Genomic DNA, 15,166 nt, shown 5'->3' with positions numbered 1-15,166 from the left:
GTTGCCAACGACATCTTGCTTCGATGGTTTTGAAACCTACGTGATCGAGAACGAAAGGCTTCGACTAACCCTTCTCCCGTCTTTGGGGGGCAAAGCAATTTCGCTTATCAATAAACAAACTGGACGCGAGTGGCTGGATCGTCCATCGGGAAGGCCCTTTCAGCGTCCGACCAACGGCTCCTTTTGGGGAGACTGGGATCGCTGCGGTTGGGATGAAATGATTCCGACCATTGATCCTTGTACGGTAACGCTTCATGATGGGAGCGTCCTCTATGCCCCGGATCACGGGGAGGTATGGTCGCTGCCTTGGTCCATATATCGTGAAGATTATCAAACGACAGTGTTGTCCGTCGAGGGTCCCATTTGGCCTTACAGTTTGGAAAAAAGAATTTCACTGAACGGGAGCACTATTCAGTTCTCCTATCGATTGTTGAATAAGAGTAAGCTTGCTCTACCCTTTATCTGGGCACCACATCCCATATTAAAGGCGCGGGAAGGAATGCAAATTATCCTGCCAGATTCCGTCGATAATGTTGTCGTAGCTGTAGCGTCGACCGGCTGGCTAGGGGAGCGGGATAGCAGCTGGAATTGGCCGGTAGCTGAGGTGCAAGGGAAACTTAACAGCCTTGATAGTATGCCTGCGCTGAGCACGAACCGTTTTCAGAAGCTTTATGTGAACCCGGACCTTCATTGCAGCTGGTGTATGGTGCTGGATCCGTCTACCGGTGAAGCATTCAGGTTCGATTATGATCCGTCACAGCTACCTTATACGGGAATTTGGATGAATGCAGGAGGGTGGGCAGGAGAATATCAAGTTGCACTGGAGCCGTCTACGGGATATCTGGACCACTTAGGAGAGGCTTTTGCAACCGGAAGATGCGCAAGCATTGAAGCTGGAGAAGGTCGATCATGGGAACTAGCTTGCTCAATCACATAAATGGGAAGCATTGCAGAATATAATTGACCATCCTTACTTAATTAGATATGATGAGCTAGAAAATTCAATGCCATGACTCTAAGTAGGGTAGGAAGGTGCTTATTAGTGCATGCTACTTTTAGCTGTTTAATCTAAAACCCTCTTAACTATTAGAGTTGAGAGGGTTTTTCTGCATTTTCCAGATAAAATCTAAGAGAAGCGAAAGGTAGTATATACTATGAAAAATAATAGAATGATAACGTGGCTTCTTGCAGTAAGTGTGTTTTTATCGCTGTTTCCAACTCAATTGTCGGTGTCACATGCAGCAGAAGTTGCCCCAGTAAAGGAATTTGATCTGACTAAGCTGTACAGCGATGCAGATGCCATCTCATCTTGGGCTTATACAGCTATTAGTAAGTCAACGCAGAATGGCTTTATTCAAGGAAGCAACAACAAGTTTAATCCTAAAAGTACAATAACGCGAGCAGAATTTACTAAAATTCTAGTCTCCATGCTAAGACTTAATATTAGCGCAGATAAAGTTATTAGCTTTACGGATGTTGCGGAAAAAGACTGGTACTATCCTTATGTAAATGTGGCTTCTAAAGAAGGTATCATGACAGGCTTTAATAATAAATTTAATCCTAATGACAAGATTACTAGAGAGCAGATGGCAGTAACGATCATTAGAGCACTTGGAATTAAGTCATCTAAGCAAGCTCCTGTAATTAAAGACATTAAATCGGTTTCTGCTTGGGCTAAAGCTGATGTGGAGCTCATTGTTTCTTTTGAGCTTATGCTAGGCGATAATCAACTGTTTAATCCGAAGGATATGGTCACAAGAGAAATGGCGGCAGTAGTTGCCACTAGAGCTTATGACTTTAAGAATGAAACAAAGGCATCTGAAGAAAACCCAGCTAAAGAAGTCAATAATGAGGTTAAGAAATACATTCAAGCCACAGCTGCTTTTTTGCAGAAGGCTGTTACTGATCCGGTTGTAGCTAGTGTAGGCGGAGAGTGGACAGTATTAGGTTTAGCACGCTCTGATGTGAAAATTCCTAATGAGTACTATGCTAAATACTACGCTAACTTAGAAAAGACGCTTAAGGAAAAGTCAGGTAAGCTGCATAATGTGAAATACACGGAATATGATAGAGTTATTTTGGCGTTAACCTCGATTGGTAAAAAAATCGATAATGTGGCGGGCTATCACTTAGCAGAGCCTTTGGCTGATTTCGACACTGTCATTAAACAAGGGATTAATGGACCGATCTTTGCCCTTATTGCATTGGACAGTAATCAATACGAGATCCCTCTTGTAAAAGAAGTAAAAACGCAAACGACAAGAGAGCTGCTCATTGATTTTATTCTGAAAAGAGAGATCAATGGGGGAGGATGGACATTAGGTAGTAATGCTACACAATCTGATCCGGATATAACGGGAATGGTTATTCAAAGCCTCACGCCATATTACGAATCTAATGCTAATGTCAAAGCGGCTGTGGATCGGGGCATTGCTTGGTTGTCAAAGGCACAGAAAGCAGATGGCGGTTATTCAAGCATGGACTCCATGAACTCTGAAAGTGTCGCTCAGGTTATTGTAGCTCTAACCAGCCTTGGCATAGATCCGCACCGTGACCCTAGATTTATTAAAAACGGGCATTCTGCTGTTGATGCTTTACTAGGCTTTACTACACCTGGTGGAGGATTCTATCATATTAAGCAAGGTGGAGCAGACAATGGTGGTGCAAAGCCGGGAGATGTTGATCTTATGGCTTCAGATCAGGCTATGTATGCACTAGTGGCGTATGATAGACTTATTAATGGAAAGACTCGTCTTTATGACATGACGGACGTCAAGTAGCATTAATCTACAGAGCTAAGCAAGGGTAGTTCTAGTGCCCTTGCTTAGTTATTTAAGGTGGGAGCAAGCAATGAATAACAAAAAATGGCTAACAGCTATACTCATAGTTACTGTGCTGGTGATCGCATTTTTCTGGGGCGGGGATTATCAGAAAAACCCTGTAAAGGTTGCGGAGAGCAGTACTGGATCACCAAGTATTAATGAGACCGTTCCTTCTCAGACGGCAACGAATTCAGACGAAGGCACAACAGAGATAGGAACAAAAGACTCTCCAGAGATAGGCAGTTCTCAAGAGACGGTAGAGCCTCAACAAACCAAAGAAGCGCAAGAACCTCAAGAAGCTAAAGAAACCGAAGCAGCTAAAGAGTCAGCCCCAACAAACACGCCAGCAGAAACAGGTAAAGCACCAGATAAAATAGATAAAAGTCCAGAGGCGAGTAAGCCACCTCAAACTAAGCCGGAGATTAAAGAACCAAGTCCTGAACCTAAAAAGGATAAATATCTTACCGATCCCGTACCTGCTGGAAAACCTAAACCTGTTGAATGGCAGGATGTTAAGGTAGACAAAAAAGAAAAATTGACTGTTACATTGTCTGTAACGTGTAAAACGATTTTAGACAATCTGAATATATTCAATAAGGATAAGCTAGAGGTGCTGCCAGAGGATGGTGTTATTTATAAAGCCCGGAAAGTGACCTTCTACAAGGGTGAATCCGTGTTTGATGTACTGCTCAGAGAAATGAAAAGTAATAAAATACATATGGAATTCGAAATGACTCCCATATACAACAGTAATTATATTGAGGGTATTAACAATATATATGAGTTCGACTGTGGCGAGCTAAGTGGATGGATGTTTAAGGTGAATGGTTGGTTTCCAAACTACGGCAGTAGCCGATATATACTTGAGGATGGCGATGTCGTGGACTGGGTATACACTTGCGATCTAGGTCGTGACATAGGTGGCGACGCGACAGCAGGGGGAGACAAGAAATAATGAGGGATAGCTTCTCGACCTTTCATCCTATCGTTAATTTTGTTTATTTTGTTGCGGTACTGCTGTTCAGTATGATATTTATGCATCCTGCTTTTCAGGCTATTGCTCTCATTAGTGCTGTAGCCTATTCTGTTATGCTTAAAGGGAAAAGGGCTATTAAATTTAATTTGCTCTACATGGTGCCGCTATTATTGTTAATGGCTGCGATGAACCCTGCTTTTAATCATGCTGGGGTTACGATCTTGTTTTACTTGAAAAGCGGGAATCCGATTACTCTAGAATCCATTTTGTACGGAGTGGCGGCAGCTTTTATGTTTGTGACCATAATCATCTGGTTCTCCTGTTATAACGTCGTAATGACCTCGGACAAGTTTATATATATTTTTGGCAAAATACTCCCCGCGCTATCCTTAATTTTCTCAATGGTGCTTCGTTTTGTACCCCGCTATATTGCGCAGATTAAGGTCATTTCCAATGCTCAGAAGTGTATCGGAAGGGATGTTTCACAAGGAAATATTCTCAAGAGGGCACGAAACGGAATTACTATTCTGTCCATTATGACCACCTGGGCATTAGAAAATGCGATCGAAACCGCTGATTCCATGAAATCAAGGGGATACGGGCTGCCTAAACGCACGAGCTTCTCCATATTTCGGCTGGATAGTCGGGATAAGATCGTACTCACCATTATGATCGGGCTGATGGTAATAGTTCTATTAGGGGCAGCATGGGGGGAGAATACGATAAGATTTTTCCCGTCGATTAAAATGATAGAAATTACACCATTCAGCGTGGCTGTGTATATTGCCTATTTTGTTCTATGCATGATACCAGTGATCATCAATAGGGTGGAGGCCATAAAGTGGAAATATATCGAATCGAGGATTTAGTCTTTACCTTCCCTGAGAAGGAAAGAGAAACCTTATCTCATATTAACCTTACGATAAAGAGTGGAGAGTTTGTAACGATATGCGGGAAGTCAGGCTGTGGAAAAAGCACATTGCTTAGACAGCTCAAGACAATTCTAACTCCTCATGGCAAAAGCGCCGGAAATATTTTTTTCTGTGGTCAGCCTATAGCTGATATAGATCAACGTACGCAGGCATCGGAAATTGGATACGTGCTTCAAAGTCCTGATAATCAAATCGTGACAGACAAGGTGTGGCATGAGCTGGCATTCGGACTGGAGAGCTTAGGCTATGACCAATCTAGCATTCGCCTTCGAGTGGCAGAAATGGCTAGCTTCTTTGGTATCCAAGCCTGGTTCCACAAAAAGGTGACTGAGCTGTCTGGAGGTCAGAAGCAGCTTCTGAATTTGGCTTCTATTATGGCTATGCATCCCTCGGTATTAATACTTGATGAGCCCACCTCCCAGCTTGATCCCATAGCTGCTACCGACTTCCTAGAGACAATAAAAAAGATAAATCAAGAGCTGGGCACAACCATTATTATGACGGAGCATCGTTTGGAGGATGTACTCCCGATTTCTGATCGATTGGTTGTCATGGATGAAGGAGCTATTATTGCTGATGATTCCCCGGACAAGGTTGGACAATCCTTAGGCAGGTTAAACCATCCGATGTTTTATTCGATGCCTTCGCCGATGCAGATACATGCAGGAGTAGACACTGATCTGCCCTCTCCTCTAACGGTGAAAGAAGGACGACAATGGCTTAATGCCTTTCTTAGTCAAAGAAAGGCTGCAGCAGCTACAGCTTCTCCAGAGGTTAAGATAAGCTCTGATTCTTCAAGTCGAGATTCAACGAGCCCAATTGCGCTTAAGTTTAAAGAAGTATGGTTTAAGTACGAAAAGAACGGGCCCGATATCATTAAAGATTTGTCTTTTGAAGTGAGAGAGGGACAATTTTATTGTATCGTTGGGGGCAATGGGACAGGTAAGACATCGACCTTATCGCTTATTAGCGGTATCCTTCAGCCCTACAGAGGGAAGGTTCTAATAGGTGGGAAAAATCCGGCTAAGATGAGCTCGAAAGAGCTGTTCACTAATAACCTAGGAATACTCCCGCAAAACCCGCAAACCTTATTTGTGAAAAAAACAGTAGAACTGGATTTATATGAAATGCTATCTCATACAAGCCTAACGAAGGAAGAAAAAGCGGAAAAGATCGAAGCCATCGTTAAGTTTGCAGAGCTTGAGCATTTACTTTCCATGCATCCTTATGACTTGAGCGGGGGAGAGCAGCAACGGGCTGCACTTGCTAAGGTATTGTTACTAGAGCCGAGGATATTACTACTCGATGAGCCAACCAAAGGTCTTGATGGTTTTTTTAAGAAAAAGCTGGCTGATTTTCTGAAGAAGCTGAATGCAGATGGTGTTACAATTGTTATGGTTTCACATGATATTGAATTTTGTGCGATGTATGGAGAGGTTTGTGCGATGTTCTTCGATGGAAGCATTATTACCTCGAATACAACGAAAAAGTTTTTCTCCGGAAACAGCTTTTATACGACTGCGGCCAATCGCATGGTACGCCACATATGGAGCGATGGAGTAACGGTTGAGGATGTGATTGAACGATGTCGGAACAGCAGCTAGCAGATGATCGATTGAGTCGCCGAACCTTATTATCGGCTGTACTTATTCTCTTTGTCATACCGGCTACGATCTTGCTCGGGGTTTATGTGTTAAATGACCGGAAGTATTACTTTATAAGCTTATTGATCATCCTGTATACAATGATACCATTTGCATTGGTTTTCGAAAAACGAAAGCCGCAGGCCCGGGAATTAATTGTTATAGCTGTGTTATCCGCTATTGCGGTAGCTGGGCGGGCTGCTTTTTTTATGCTGCCGCAATTTAAGCCGGTTGTTGCGATCGTCATTATTGCAGGTGTTAGCTTTGGAGCAGAGGCAGGCTTTCTTGTAGGAGCGACAGCGGGATTTGTGTCCAATTTTTTCTTTGGACAAGGACCGTGGACACCATGGCAAATGTTCTGCTTTGGCATAATTGGTTTTCTAGCAGGTATTTTATCTCAGAAGGGGCTGCTCAAGAGGACTAAGCTGTCTCTATGTGTATTTGGTGGAATATCGACGCTTGTTATTTACGGGGGAATTATTAATGTAAGCTCCCTTATGATGTTCACGTCACATTTTTCATGGAAGGCATTACAAGCCATTTATATTTCAGGCTTTTGGTTTGATATGGTGCATGCGATAGCGACTGTTGTGTTCCTGTTTTTCATTTCGAAGCCTATGCTAGAAAAGCTGGATCGTATAAAAACCAAGTATGGGCTTATTAAATACTAGCTACTTGAACATATACTTGAGCTTTTGTCTGCACAAATGGGGTATGATGGTGAGGAGACAATAAGAAGAGTTGGAATAGAAGGAGATTGGGAAGCTTGGATAATGAAGAAGTCAAAGGTGAATTAACTGTAAATTATGAGGAAATAAAAACAGCTGCTAACCGAATGTCTAACTGGAGAGAGCGTCTAGCTGCTGTTGAACAGTTAGGTCAGTGGAATAACAAACAAAGCATTGCTACGCTAACTCACAGAATGAATAGCGATACTGTGTATAGAATTCAAGAGGCTGCGTACCGCGGGCTCAAGGCGTTGGGCGAGGATGTTCAACTACCACCAAGGAATACTGGGGACTTGATTAAGGGAACGACTAAAATTTTAGTCAGAATTAAGAAGAGCCTGCCAGAAGGTCATACTTATGAAGAGTTCAAAGAGAAGCTGAAAAAGATGAGAATGGACGTATATGATACTTACGAAGGCGACAAGGGCGATGAGTTTGATACTTATCTCGAGAGTAAGTGGGCCTCGTTAAGACATTAGAATAAATTCAAGGCATCCGATAGATTAAGTAGGAGTGATCATATGGCTGTAGAAATCAATATTCAAGAAACACCGAATCCGAATGCTATTAAGATTAATACGAGTGAACGGGTATTTGAAGGTCCCAAGAGTACTTCTCTGAAAAGTGGTGCAGAAACAGACCATCCTCTAGCTCAAGCTTTACTAAGCATAGAAGGTGTGGATAATATTTTTGGAATCAATAATTTTGTCACAGTGACCAAGACAGCAGAAGCTGACTGGGATGAAATTTCACCAAAAATAAAAGAGGCTTTCAAAGTCGTATATGGTTGATCGCGTAGAAGCGGCATCAGAGTGATTTAATATAAGGGCTGTCCTTTAAGGTCTGCGAAGATCAGAGGACAGCCCTTTTAGCTAATATTTGAATTTCTGATTTGAATTTGCTTGACTTTAGTGTGCCATAATGTTAAAAAAATAAGTGTTGGCACTCGCCGAATAGGAGTGCTAAACCACTTGTTTCAATCTTATCAGTATTAGTTCTAACATTGAAGGGAGAACAATTCATGGCTAAGCAACAGTTTAAGGCGGAGTCCAAGAGATTATTGGAGATGATGATCAACTCCATTTATACGCAAAAGGAGATTTTCCTCAGAGAGCTGGTTTCCAATGCCAGTGATGCGATTGACAAGATCTACTATAAGGCGTTGACTGATGATAAATTGGTTTTCGACAAAGACAATTACTATATTAAAGTGGTTGCCGATAAGGCAAATAGAACATTAACTATCCGTGATACCGGAATTGGTATGACTAAGGAAGACCTGGAGAACAACCTAGGTGTTATTGCGAAGAGCGGCTCATTAGCGTTCAAGAAAGATAATGAATCCAAAGACGGACACGATATTATCGGTCAATTCGGCGTTGGCTTCTATTCTGCTTTCATGGTAGCGGATGTGGTTACTGTCACAAGTAAAGCATTGGATGGAGACGGCGCTTATAAGTGGGAATCCACTGGGGCAGACGGATATACGATTGAGCCAGCTGAGTTGGATACGGTAGGTTCAGAAGTTGTTCTGAAAATTAAAGACAATACCGAAGACGACAGCTACGATGAGTATTTGGAGGAATATCGTTTAAAGGCGATCATTAAGAAATACTCCGATTTCATCAGATATCCGATTAAGATGGACGTAGTTGGCAAAAGGCCTAAAGAAGGCAGCGACAATGAATTCGAGGATTATCAAGAAGAGCAAACGGTTAACAGCTTAATTCCGATCTGGAAGAAAAATAAAAGCGAGCTTACTGCGGAAGATTACGCTCAATTTTATTCCGAGAAGCGTTATGGCTTTGATAAGCCGATTAAGCATATCCATCTCAGTGCGGATGGTGCTGTGAGATACAATGCGATCCTATATATTCCGGGAAGTATTCCGTTCGATTTTTACTCCAAGGAATTTGAGAAGGGTTTAGAACTGTATTCCAATGGCGTGCTCATTATGGACAAATGCGCGGATTTGCTGCCTGACTTCTTCAGCTTCGTGAAAGGGATGGTAGATTCCGAAGATTTATCCCTCAATATTTCGCGTGAATTGCTGCAGCATGATCGTCAGCTGAAGCTAATCGCCAAGAACATACAAAGCAAAATTAAAGGCCAGCTGCTAAGCCTATTGAAGGATGAGAGAGACAAGTACGATGAATTCTACAAATCCTTCGGTAGACAATTGAAGTTCGGTATTTACAACGATTACGGTACTCACAAGGACGTATTGCAGGACTTGCTGATGTTCTACTCTTCAACGGAGAAGAAGCAGGTTACTCTCGAGGAATACGTTTTAAGAATGCCAGAGGATCAGAAATACATTTACTACGCTACTGGGGCAACAAACGAAAGAATCGAGAAGCTTCCACAAACGGAGCTCGTATCTGACAAAGGCTACGAAATTCTCTATTTTACAGACGATATTGACGAATTCGCGATTAAGATGCTAACGTCTTATAAGGAAAAAGAATTCAAATCTGTCTCCAGCGGCGACCTGGGAATTGAAGCAGATGAGAAGGATAAAGAAACAGAATCCGAGGAGAAAGACAATAAGGATCTGTTTGAATCGATGGCAGGCCTGCTGTCCGGTAAAGTGAAAAACGTTAGGGCGTCTAAGAGATTAAGAAGTCACCCTGTATGTCTTTCCACGGAAGGCGAAGTCACAATCGAGATGGAAAAAATATTGAACGCCATGCCGAATAATCCGAATGTAAAAGCGGAAAAGGTGCTTGAGATTAATGTTAACCATGCGGTGTTCCAATCCTTGAAGGATGCTTTTGAGAAGGATCAGGAGAAGCTAAATCTGTATACGATGCTGTTGTACAATCAAGCTCTGTTAATTGAAGGATTGCCGATTGAGGATCCGGTAGAGTTTACTAACGATATTTGTAAGGTTATGGTCTAATATAAGCTGCTTATTTATGTTTTTCCCAAGCCGATCTTATGATCGGCTTTTTATAATGGGTATATTGAAGTATAATATTGGGAATGTCAAAGGCTGTCATAGGTCTATTGACTACAGATTAACAGCAGTGAATCAACATTAGAGGAGATGCGAAAAATGAAAAAAGGGATTTCGGTATTATTAATGCTCGTATTGTTATTAGCAAACGGTAGCTCTGTTTTCGCTGCCACCACTTCTAAAGCGCCTAGTAAGGCACAGCTTGCAGTCATTACAAAATATATGACCGCAGTAGAAAAAGGGGATATCAATTTAATTAAAAGTATTTTACACCCTTCTATTAAAATTACGTCTACATCTACAAATACCTTTAAGAATATTCGGAGCTTTATAGCCGATAATAATGGTTATATTAAACATTTTAATATGGACATTACGAAGGAAGGCGCTGCAACGAAAGCTTTAGGACAAGCTTTTAAGCTGAAAGGATACTTGCTCACGGCTTCATCTGAAGGTTTTCAGGTGGCCGATTATACAGTAAATGTTTATTTGCTTGATTCCAAGGGTACTCCAAAATTCGTAACAGAGAAGGCAGGCAAGAATACTCCTTTTGCGGATACGGATAAACTTCCACAGAAAGTAAAAGATAAGGTTTATTCTCTATTGAAGGGTTATTATGGCCAAGATTATTTGGAAAGCTCTGATGGCGATGCCAGCACAGATACGACTGATGGTGACTATTATACGGCAAAGGAATTAATAGATAGTTCTATATTGAGCTATGAGGAATTGAAGTACAGCAACAATAAATTCGTTAATAATAATAACTTCTTCTCACAAATCGTATTATCTGATTCTAAAGCAAATAAGGTAAGCTTCACTTTCAAGAATACAGGAACAACGGATATGAATGTGAAAGCCCAAGGATCAGGAACTGCCGAGATTAGAGTGAATGCCAGTAAATCTAAAGTCATTACAATTGACGTTGATCCTAATGATCCTGGTCTTCTTATCATAACTTTCGACAAGCTGTACGATACTACTAAAAGCGCGGATGGAAAAAACGGCTTTACTCTTTCCGACCTGAAGGTCTATACGGATGAATAAGCATTACATTTAAGAGGAGTAACCAGATGACAACAGTGTATGGTACAAAAGAAAATCCGTGGAAACTGAAAACTCCGCCTCAAACCTCTGAGTACGAGATGTATAAGGACGAGAAGGACGGAAAGGAAATTATAGTGTGCACTGTAGGTAAAACGGTTCTGCACTATGATTACCGTTGTATATCGGATCTACATAGCATGCTTAAAGAGCATGGAGACTGGATCGAGCTTGGCAGTGCGGACGAGCAGAAGCCCGCTAAGGAAGGTACTGTTGAAGCATGGGGAAGGTCACCCGACAATCCAGTTGGGGGCTGGTACGGCTTAAAGAAGGGACTCCGGGGAAGATTCGGAATGTACGTCCCTCCATTAATGGAAGAGCTAGGGCTTGCGGAGCTGGAGCACAATGCCAGGAACAATCGGATGCGGGCTCTTTAACCTTCCGTGAGGATTGAGTAAGAAACTGTACAACTCGAAAATGAATTGACAGTTTAAGGATATTTTAGTTATACTATGTGTAAATTTTGGAAGGGTGGGTGATGAAGATGGCTGCAATGATTAAAGCAATAGTTAATAAAAAAATCATTCGAAAATCTTTCATCGGCCTCACCGGGACATATTGCGTATAGTGGAATTTAGATGGCTCTAGAGTCATAATCTATTATAATCAAGAAGCCACGAGCGATGAGCTCGTGGCTTTGTTGTCGTTGTCCCTCGGTGGTGCCGTCATGGAGGCTGTAGATCCAAAGACTAACTAATAGAGGAGCTCGTATTTATATGAATCAGATTATCGATATTGGAGTTAATTTACTACATCGTTCATTTCAACAAGACCGTGAGGACGTCTTGCTTAGGGCGGAAGCGGAAGGCGTTTTCCCTTTAATATTAACAGGAACGAGTGTAAGGAGCAGCAAGGAAGCAGCAGACTACGCTGCCAAATATCCAGGGAAATTGTATTCGACAGCAGGCGTGCATCCGCATGATGCCCGTAATTGCGATGCATCAACGATTAAGAAGCTTAGAGAGCTAGCGGCATTTCCACACGTGGTAGCAATTGGGGAGTGTGGGCTGGATTATAACCGGGATTTTTCTCCTCGTGAAATTCAGAAAAAGTGGTTTCAGGAGCAGGTTGAGCTAGCTTGCGAAATGAAATTGCCGTTGTTTTTGCATGAGCGAGAGGCTTTCTATGATTTTACTCGGCTATTGAGATCGTATCAGGGGCGGCTTCCACGGACGATCGTTCATTGTTTTACCGGGACGGCGCAAGAGCTTCAGGTGTACTTGGAGATGGGGTTTTACATCGGGATAACCGGATGGATCTGTGACGAGCGTCGCGGAAAACACCTAAGGGAGCTAGTTAAGAGAATTCCTCTGAATCGGCTAATGGTCGAGACAGATGCCCCGTTCTTAACTCCGCGGGATCTGAGTGTTAAACCTGCAGATGGCCGCAATGAGCCGATGTATTTGCCACACATCCTTCGTTCAGTTGCGAAATGTCTCGACCGGGATTCTGAGGAGATTGCAGCGGCTACGACATCCAACGCTAAGGCTTTTTTCGGCATAGAGTAGTTCCCAGTGGAGAGAATTAAGCGGCGAGGCAGTGTAATTCGGTCACAAGGTGCTAGTGGTGGAGAGAATTAGTCTGCAAGGCAGCGTAACTCGGTCACAAGGTGGCATTGGTGGAGAGAATTAGTCGGCTGGGCAGCGTAACTAGGTCGCAAAGTGGTATTGGTGGAGGGAGTTAGTCGGAGGAGCAGCGTAACTCGGTCACAAAGCGGGAGTGGTGGAGGGAATTAAGCGGAGGTACAGCGTAACTCGGTCACTAGGTGGCAGAGGTGGAGAGAATTAGTCGGCGAGGCAGCGTAACTCGGTCACAAGGTGGCAGAGGTGGAGAGAATTAGTCGGCGAGGCAGCGTAACTCGGTCACAAGGTGGCAGAGGTGGAGAGAATTAGGCGGCGAGGCAGCGTAACTCGGTCACAAGGTGGCAGTGTTGGAGGGAATAAAGCGGAGGTACAGGGTAACTCGGTGTCAAAGTGGTATTGGTGGAGGAAATTAGTAGGCGAGGCAGTGTAACTCGGACACAAAGCGGGAGTGTTGGAGGGAGTTAAGCGGAGGTACAGCGTAACTCGGTCACAAGGTGCCATTGGTGGAGGGAGTTAGTCTGCGGGACAGCGTAACTCGGTCACAAAGCGGCATTGGTGGAGGGAGTTAAGCGGAGGTACAGCGTAACTCGGTCACAAGGTGGAAGTGTTGGAGGGAATTAAGCGGAGGTACAGCGTAACTCAGTTACAAGGTGGAAGTGTTGGAGGGAATTAAGCGGAGGTACAGCGTAACTCGGTCACAAGGTGCCAGTGGTGGAGGGAATTAAGCGGAGGTACAGCGTAACTCGGTCACAAGGTGCCAGTGGTGGAGGGAATTAAGCGGAGGTACAGCGTAACTCGGTCACAAGGTGGCAGAGGTGGAGGGAATTAGTCGGAGGTACAGCGTAACTCGGTCACAAAATGGCAGTGGTGGAGGTAATTAGTAGGCGATACAGCGCAACTCGGACACAAGGTGGCAGTGTTGGAGGTAATTAGTAGGCGAGGCAGCGCATCTCGGTCACAAGGTACCAGTGTTGGAGAGAATTAGTCGGAGGTACAGCGTAACTCGGTCACAAGGTGGTAGTGTTGGAGGGAGTTAGTAGGCGAGGCAGTGTAACTCGGTCACAAAGCGGCAATGGTGGAGGGAATTAGTCGGAGGTACAGCGTAACTCGGTCACAAGGTGGCAGAGGAGGAGGGAATTAAGCGGAGGTACAGCGTAACTCGGTCACAAGGTGGCAATAGTGGAGGTAATTAGTCGGCAAGGCAACGTAATTCGGTCACAAGGTGGCGGTGTTGGAGGGAATTAGTCGGCGAGGTAGCGTAACTCGGTCACATGGTGGCATTGGTGGAGGGAATTACGCCAAGGGAGTTAGTCGATAACTCGCATAACTCGCTCCCCCCGGCGTAACTCCCTCGAAAAGCGCGATCAGCTATAGCATCAATTCTAGCCATTGCTCCTTCGTTACTGGTCCGCAGTAATAGGACAGGTCGATGTCATCGAGTAGCGTACTTAGAGCAGAGGCATCGTAGCGGGTTCCTACAAACTTAGCGGCTAGCTCGCTGCTGTCGCCTCGGCCGAAGAAGTCACCATAGATCGTTGCATCTGCTATGACGCCATCTTCAACCTGCAATCGAACATCGAACGTTCCCGCACCTTCGATACGTTTGGTCTGCCGTACATTAAAGGCCGGCGAACGTCCATAGTTCCACTCCCAGCTCCGATAACGCTCATCCGCAAGCTTACGAACATTCGCCCAGTCCTGCTCACTTAACTCATAATAAGGAATTTCCTTCTCCCCTTCGAATAGGGAGGTCAGGAGGCTTTGCTTGAATTGCTCGACGGTCATTGGCTCATCCAGAAATTCTGAAATGTTGGCGACTCTACTGCGAATGGATTTGGTTGCTTTAGAGACGTATTTTTCGGCATTCGCTTTCAGCGCGGAGACGACATTCTCGATTTCCGAATCGAACAGAAGTGTCCCATGGCTGAACATTTTACCTCTAGTCGAGAATTGTGCGTTTCCGGATATTTTACGTTCGCCAACCTGAAGATCATTACGCCCAGTCAATTCCGCCTCTACTCCCAGCTCGCGCAGTGCTTGAACAACAGGCTGGGTAAACTTCTTGAAATTATGGAACGATTGGCCGTCGTCCTTCATAATAAAGCTGAAATTTAAATTACCATGATCGTGGTATACTGCGCCGCCTCCCGAAAGCCTACGAACGACGTGAATTCCATTTTCCTCTACATATTCGGCGTTAATCTCCTCAACAGTGTTCTGATTTTTACCGATGATAATCGACGGCTCATTGATATAGAACAATAGGTAGTCGTCAGTATCAGGAAGAGAACGCAATATATATTCTTCTAACGCCAAATTAAGCGACGGATCTGTTATGTTATTGTTGCTAATGAAACGCATAGTGTCACTCCTCCGATGTAATAGGGTTCTGATCGGTTAATAACCGGACATCCTCCTA

At 43.8% G+C, this 15,166-nt stretch carries 13 protein-coding genes; 12 read left to right on the top strand and 1 reads right to left on the bottom strand.

Annotation, left to right across the window (positions count from 1 at the left end):
- Position 1 precedes the first annotated feature (1 nt).
- The 12 genes from KCTCHS21_RS24040 to KCTCHS21_RS23985 all read left to right on the top strand — a co-directional run bounded on the left by KCTCHS21_RS24040 (position 2) and on the right by KCTCHS21_RS23985 (position 12,672).
- Entirely contained in the window at positions 2-937 is a 936-nt protein-coding gene (locus KCTCHS21_RS24040; protein ID WP_130614154.1) for a hypothetical protein, read from the top strand.
- A 232-nt stretch (positions 938-1,169) separates the two neighbouring features.
- Positions 1,170-2,780 (top strand): S-layer homology domain-containing protein, encoded by a 1,611-nt coding sequence (locus KCTCHS21_RS24035; protein WP_232057944.1) that lies wholly within the window; start codon positions 1,170-1,172, stop codon positions 2,778-2,780.
- A 70-nt stretch (positions 2,781-2,850) separates the two neighbouring features.
- Entirely contained in the window at positions 2,851-3,777 is a 927-nt protein-coding gene (locus tag KCTCHS21_RS24030) for a DUF4430 domain-containing protein (RefSeq protein ID WP_130614150.1), read from the top strand.
- Positions 3,777-4,667, top strand: a complete 891-nt coding sequence (locus KCTCHS21_RS24025) for an energy-coupling factor transporter transmembrane component T (RefSeq protein ID WP_130614148.1) — start codon at positions 3,777-3,779, stop codon at positions 4,665-4,667. Before KCTCHS21_RS24030 ends, KCTCHS21_RS24025 begins: the two co-directional genes overlap by 1 nt.
- Positions 4,640-6,334, top strand: a complete 1,695-nt coding sequence (locus KCTCHS21_RS24020; protein WP_130614146.1) for an ABC transporter ATP-binding protein — start codon at positions 4,640-4,642, stop codon at positions 6,332-6,334. The genes KCTCHS21_RS24025 and KCTCHS21_RS24020 overlap by 28 nt, the downstream gene beginning before the upstream one ends.
- A complete protein-coding gene (locus KCTCHS21_RS24015) occupies positions 6,316-7,044 on the top strand; it encodes an ECF transporter S component (protein ID WP_130614144.1) in 729 nt (242 codons plus the stop codon). The genes KCTCHS21_RS24020 and KCTCHS21_RS24015 overlap by 19 nt, the downstream gene beginning before the upstream one ends.
- A gap of 95 nt (positions 7,045-7,139) precedes the next feature.
- Entirely contained in the window at positions 7,140-7,580 is a 441-nt protein-coding gene (locus KCTCHS21_RS24010) for a HEAT repeat domain-containing protein (RefSeq protein WP_130614141.1), read from the top strand.
- A gap of 42 nt (positions 7,581-7,622) precedes the next feature.
- A complete protein-coding gene (locus KCTCHS21_RS24005; protein ID WP_130614139.1) occupies positions 7,623-7,892 on the top strand; it encodes a NifU N-terminal domain-containing protein in 270 nt (89 codons plus the stop codon).
- A gap of 230 nt (positions 7,893-8,122) precedes the next feature.
- Positions 8,123-10,003 (top strand): molecular chaperone HtpG, encoded by a 1,881-nt coding sequence (gene htpG, locus KCTCHS21_RS24000; RefSeq protein WP_130614137.1) that lies wholly within the window; start codon positions 8,123-8,125, stop codon positions 10,001-10,003.
- A 156-nt stretch (positions 10,004-10,159) separates the two neighbouring features.
- Entirely contained in the window at positions 10,160-11,107 is a 948-nt protein-coding gene (locus KCTCHS21_RS23995; protein WP_130614135.1) for a hypothetical protein, read from the top strand.
- 26 nt (positions 11,108-11,133) lie between these two features.
- Positions 11,134-11,541 (top strand): DUF6855 family protein, encoded by a 408-nt coding sequence (locus tag KCTCHS21_RS23990; protein ID WP_130614133.1) that lies wholly within the window; start codon positions 11,134-11,136, stop codon positions 11,539-11,541.
- Positions 11,542-11,880: 339 nt separating this feature from the next.
- The gene (locus tag KCTCHS21_RS23985; protein ID WP_130614131.1) at positions 11,881-12,672 is read left to right on the top strand and encodes a TatD family hydrolase; all 792 of its coding nucleotides are present in this window, start codon (positions 11,881-11,883) and stop codon (positions 12,670-12,672) included.
- A 1,443-nt stretch (positions 12,673-14,115) separates the two neighbouring features.
- On the opposite strand, the gene KCTCHS21_RS23980 is transcribed toward KCTCHS21_RS23985, so the two are convergent.
- A complete protein-coding gene (locus KCTCHS21_RS23980) occupies positions 14,116-15,108 on the bottom strand; it encodes a lipoate--protein ligase (RefSeq protein WP_130614129.1) in 993 nt (330 codons plus the stop codon).
- Between the last annotated feature and the right edge of the window lie 58 nt (positions 15,109-15,166).

It is taken from the genome of Cohnella abietis (assembly GCF_004295585.1).
GTDB classification, from domain to species: Bacteria; Bacillota; Bacilli; order Paenibacillales; family Paenibacillaceae; genus Cohnella; species Cohnella abietis.
Note: the sequence above shows the minus strand (reverse complement) of the source record. Positions and strands in the feature narration are given on the sequence as shown.

What these genes read in the sequence shown, in the direction of transcription:
- KCTCHS21_RS24015 (WP_130614144.1), top strand. Translation starts at nt 6,316, where the DNA reads ATGTCGGAACAGCAGCTAGCAGATGATCGATTGAGTCGCCGAACCTTA.
- KCTCHS21_RS24035 (WP_232057944.1), top strand. Translation starts at nt 1,170, where the DNA reads ATGATAACGTGGCTTCTTGCAGTAAGTGTGTTTTTATCGCTGTTTCCA.
- KCTCHS21_RS23980 (WP_130614129.1), bottom strand. Translation starts at nt 15,108, where the DNA reads ATGCGTTTCATTAGCAACAATAACATAACAGATCCGTCGCTTAATTTG.
- KCTCHS21_RS24005 (WP_130614139.1), top strand. Translation starts at nt 7,623, where the DNA reads ATGGCTGTAGAAATCAATATTCAAGAAACACCGAATCCGAATGCTATT.
- htpG (WP_130614137.1), top strand. Translation starts at nt 8,123, where the DNA reads ATGGCTAAGCAACAGTTTAAGGCGGAGTCCAAGAGATTATTGGAGATG.
- KCTCHS21_RS24030 (WP_130614150.1), top strand. Translation starts at nt 2,851, where the DNA reads ATGAATAACAAAAAATGGCTAACAGCTATACTCATAGTTACTGTGCTG.
- KCTCHS21_RS23995 (WP_130614135.1), top strand. Translation starts at nt 10,160, where the DNA reads ATGAAAAAAGGGATTTCGGTATTATTAATGCTCGTATTGTTATTAGCA.
- KCTCHS21_RS23990 (WP_130614133.1), top strand. Translation starts at nt 11,134, where the DNA reads ATGACAACAGTGTATGGTACAAAAGAAAATCCGTGGAAACTGAAAACT.
- KCTCHS21_RS23985 (WP_130614131.1), top strand. Translation starts at nt 11,881, where the DNA reads ATGAATCAGATTATCGATATTGGAGTTAATTTACTACATCGTTCATTT.
- KCTCHS21_RS24025 (WP_130614148.1), top strand. Translation starts at nt 3,777, where the DNA reads ATGAGGGATAGCTTCTCGACCTTTCATCCTATCGTTAATTTTGTTTAT.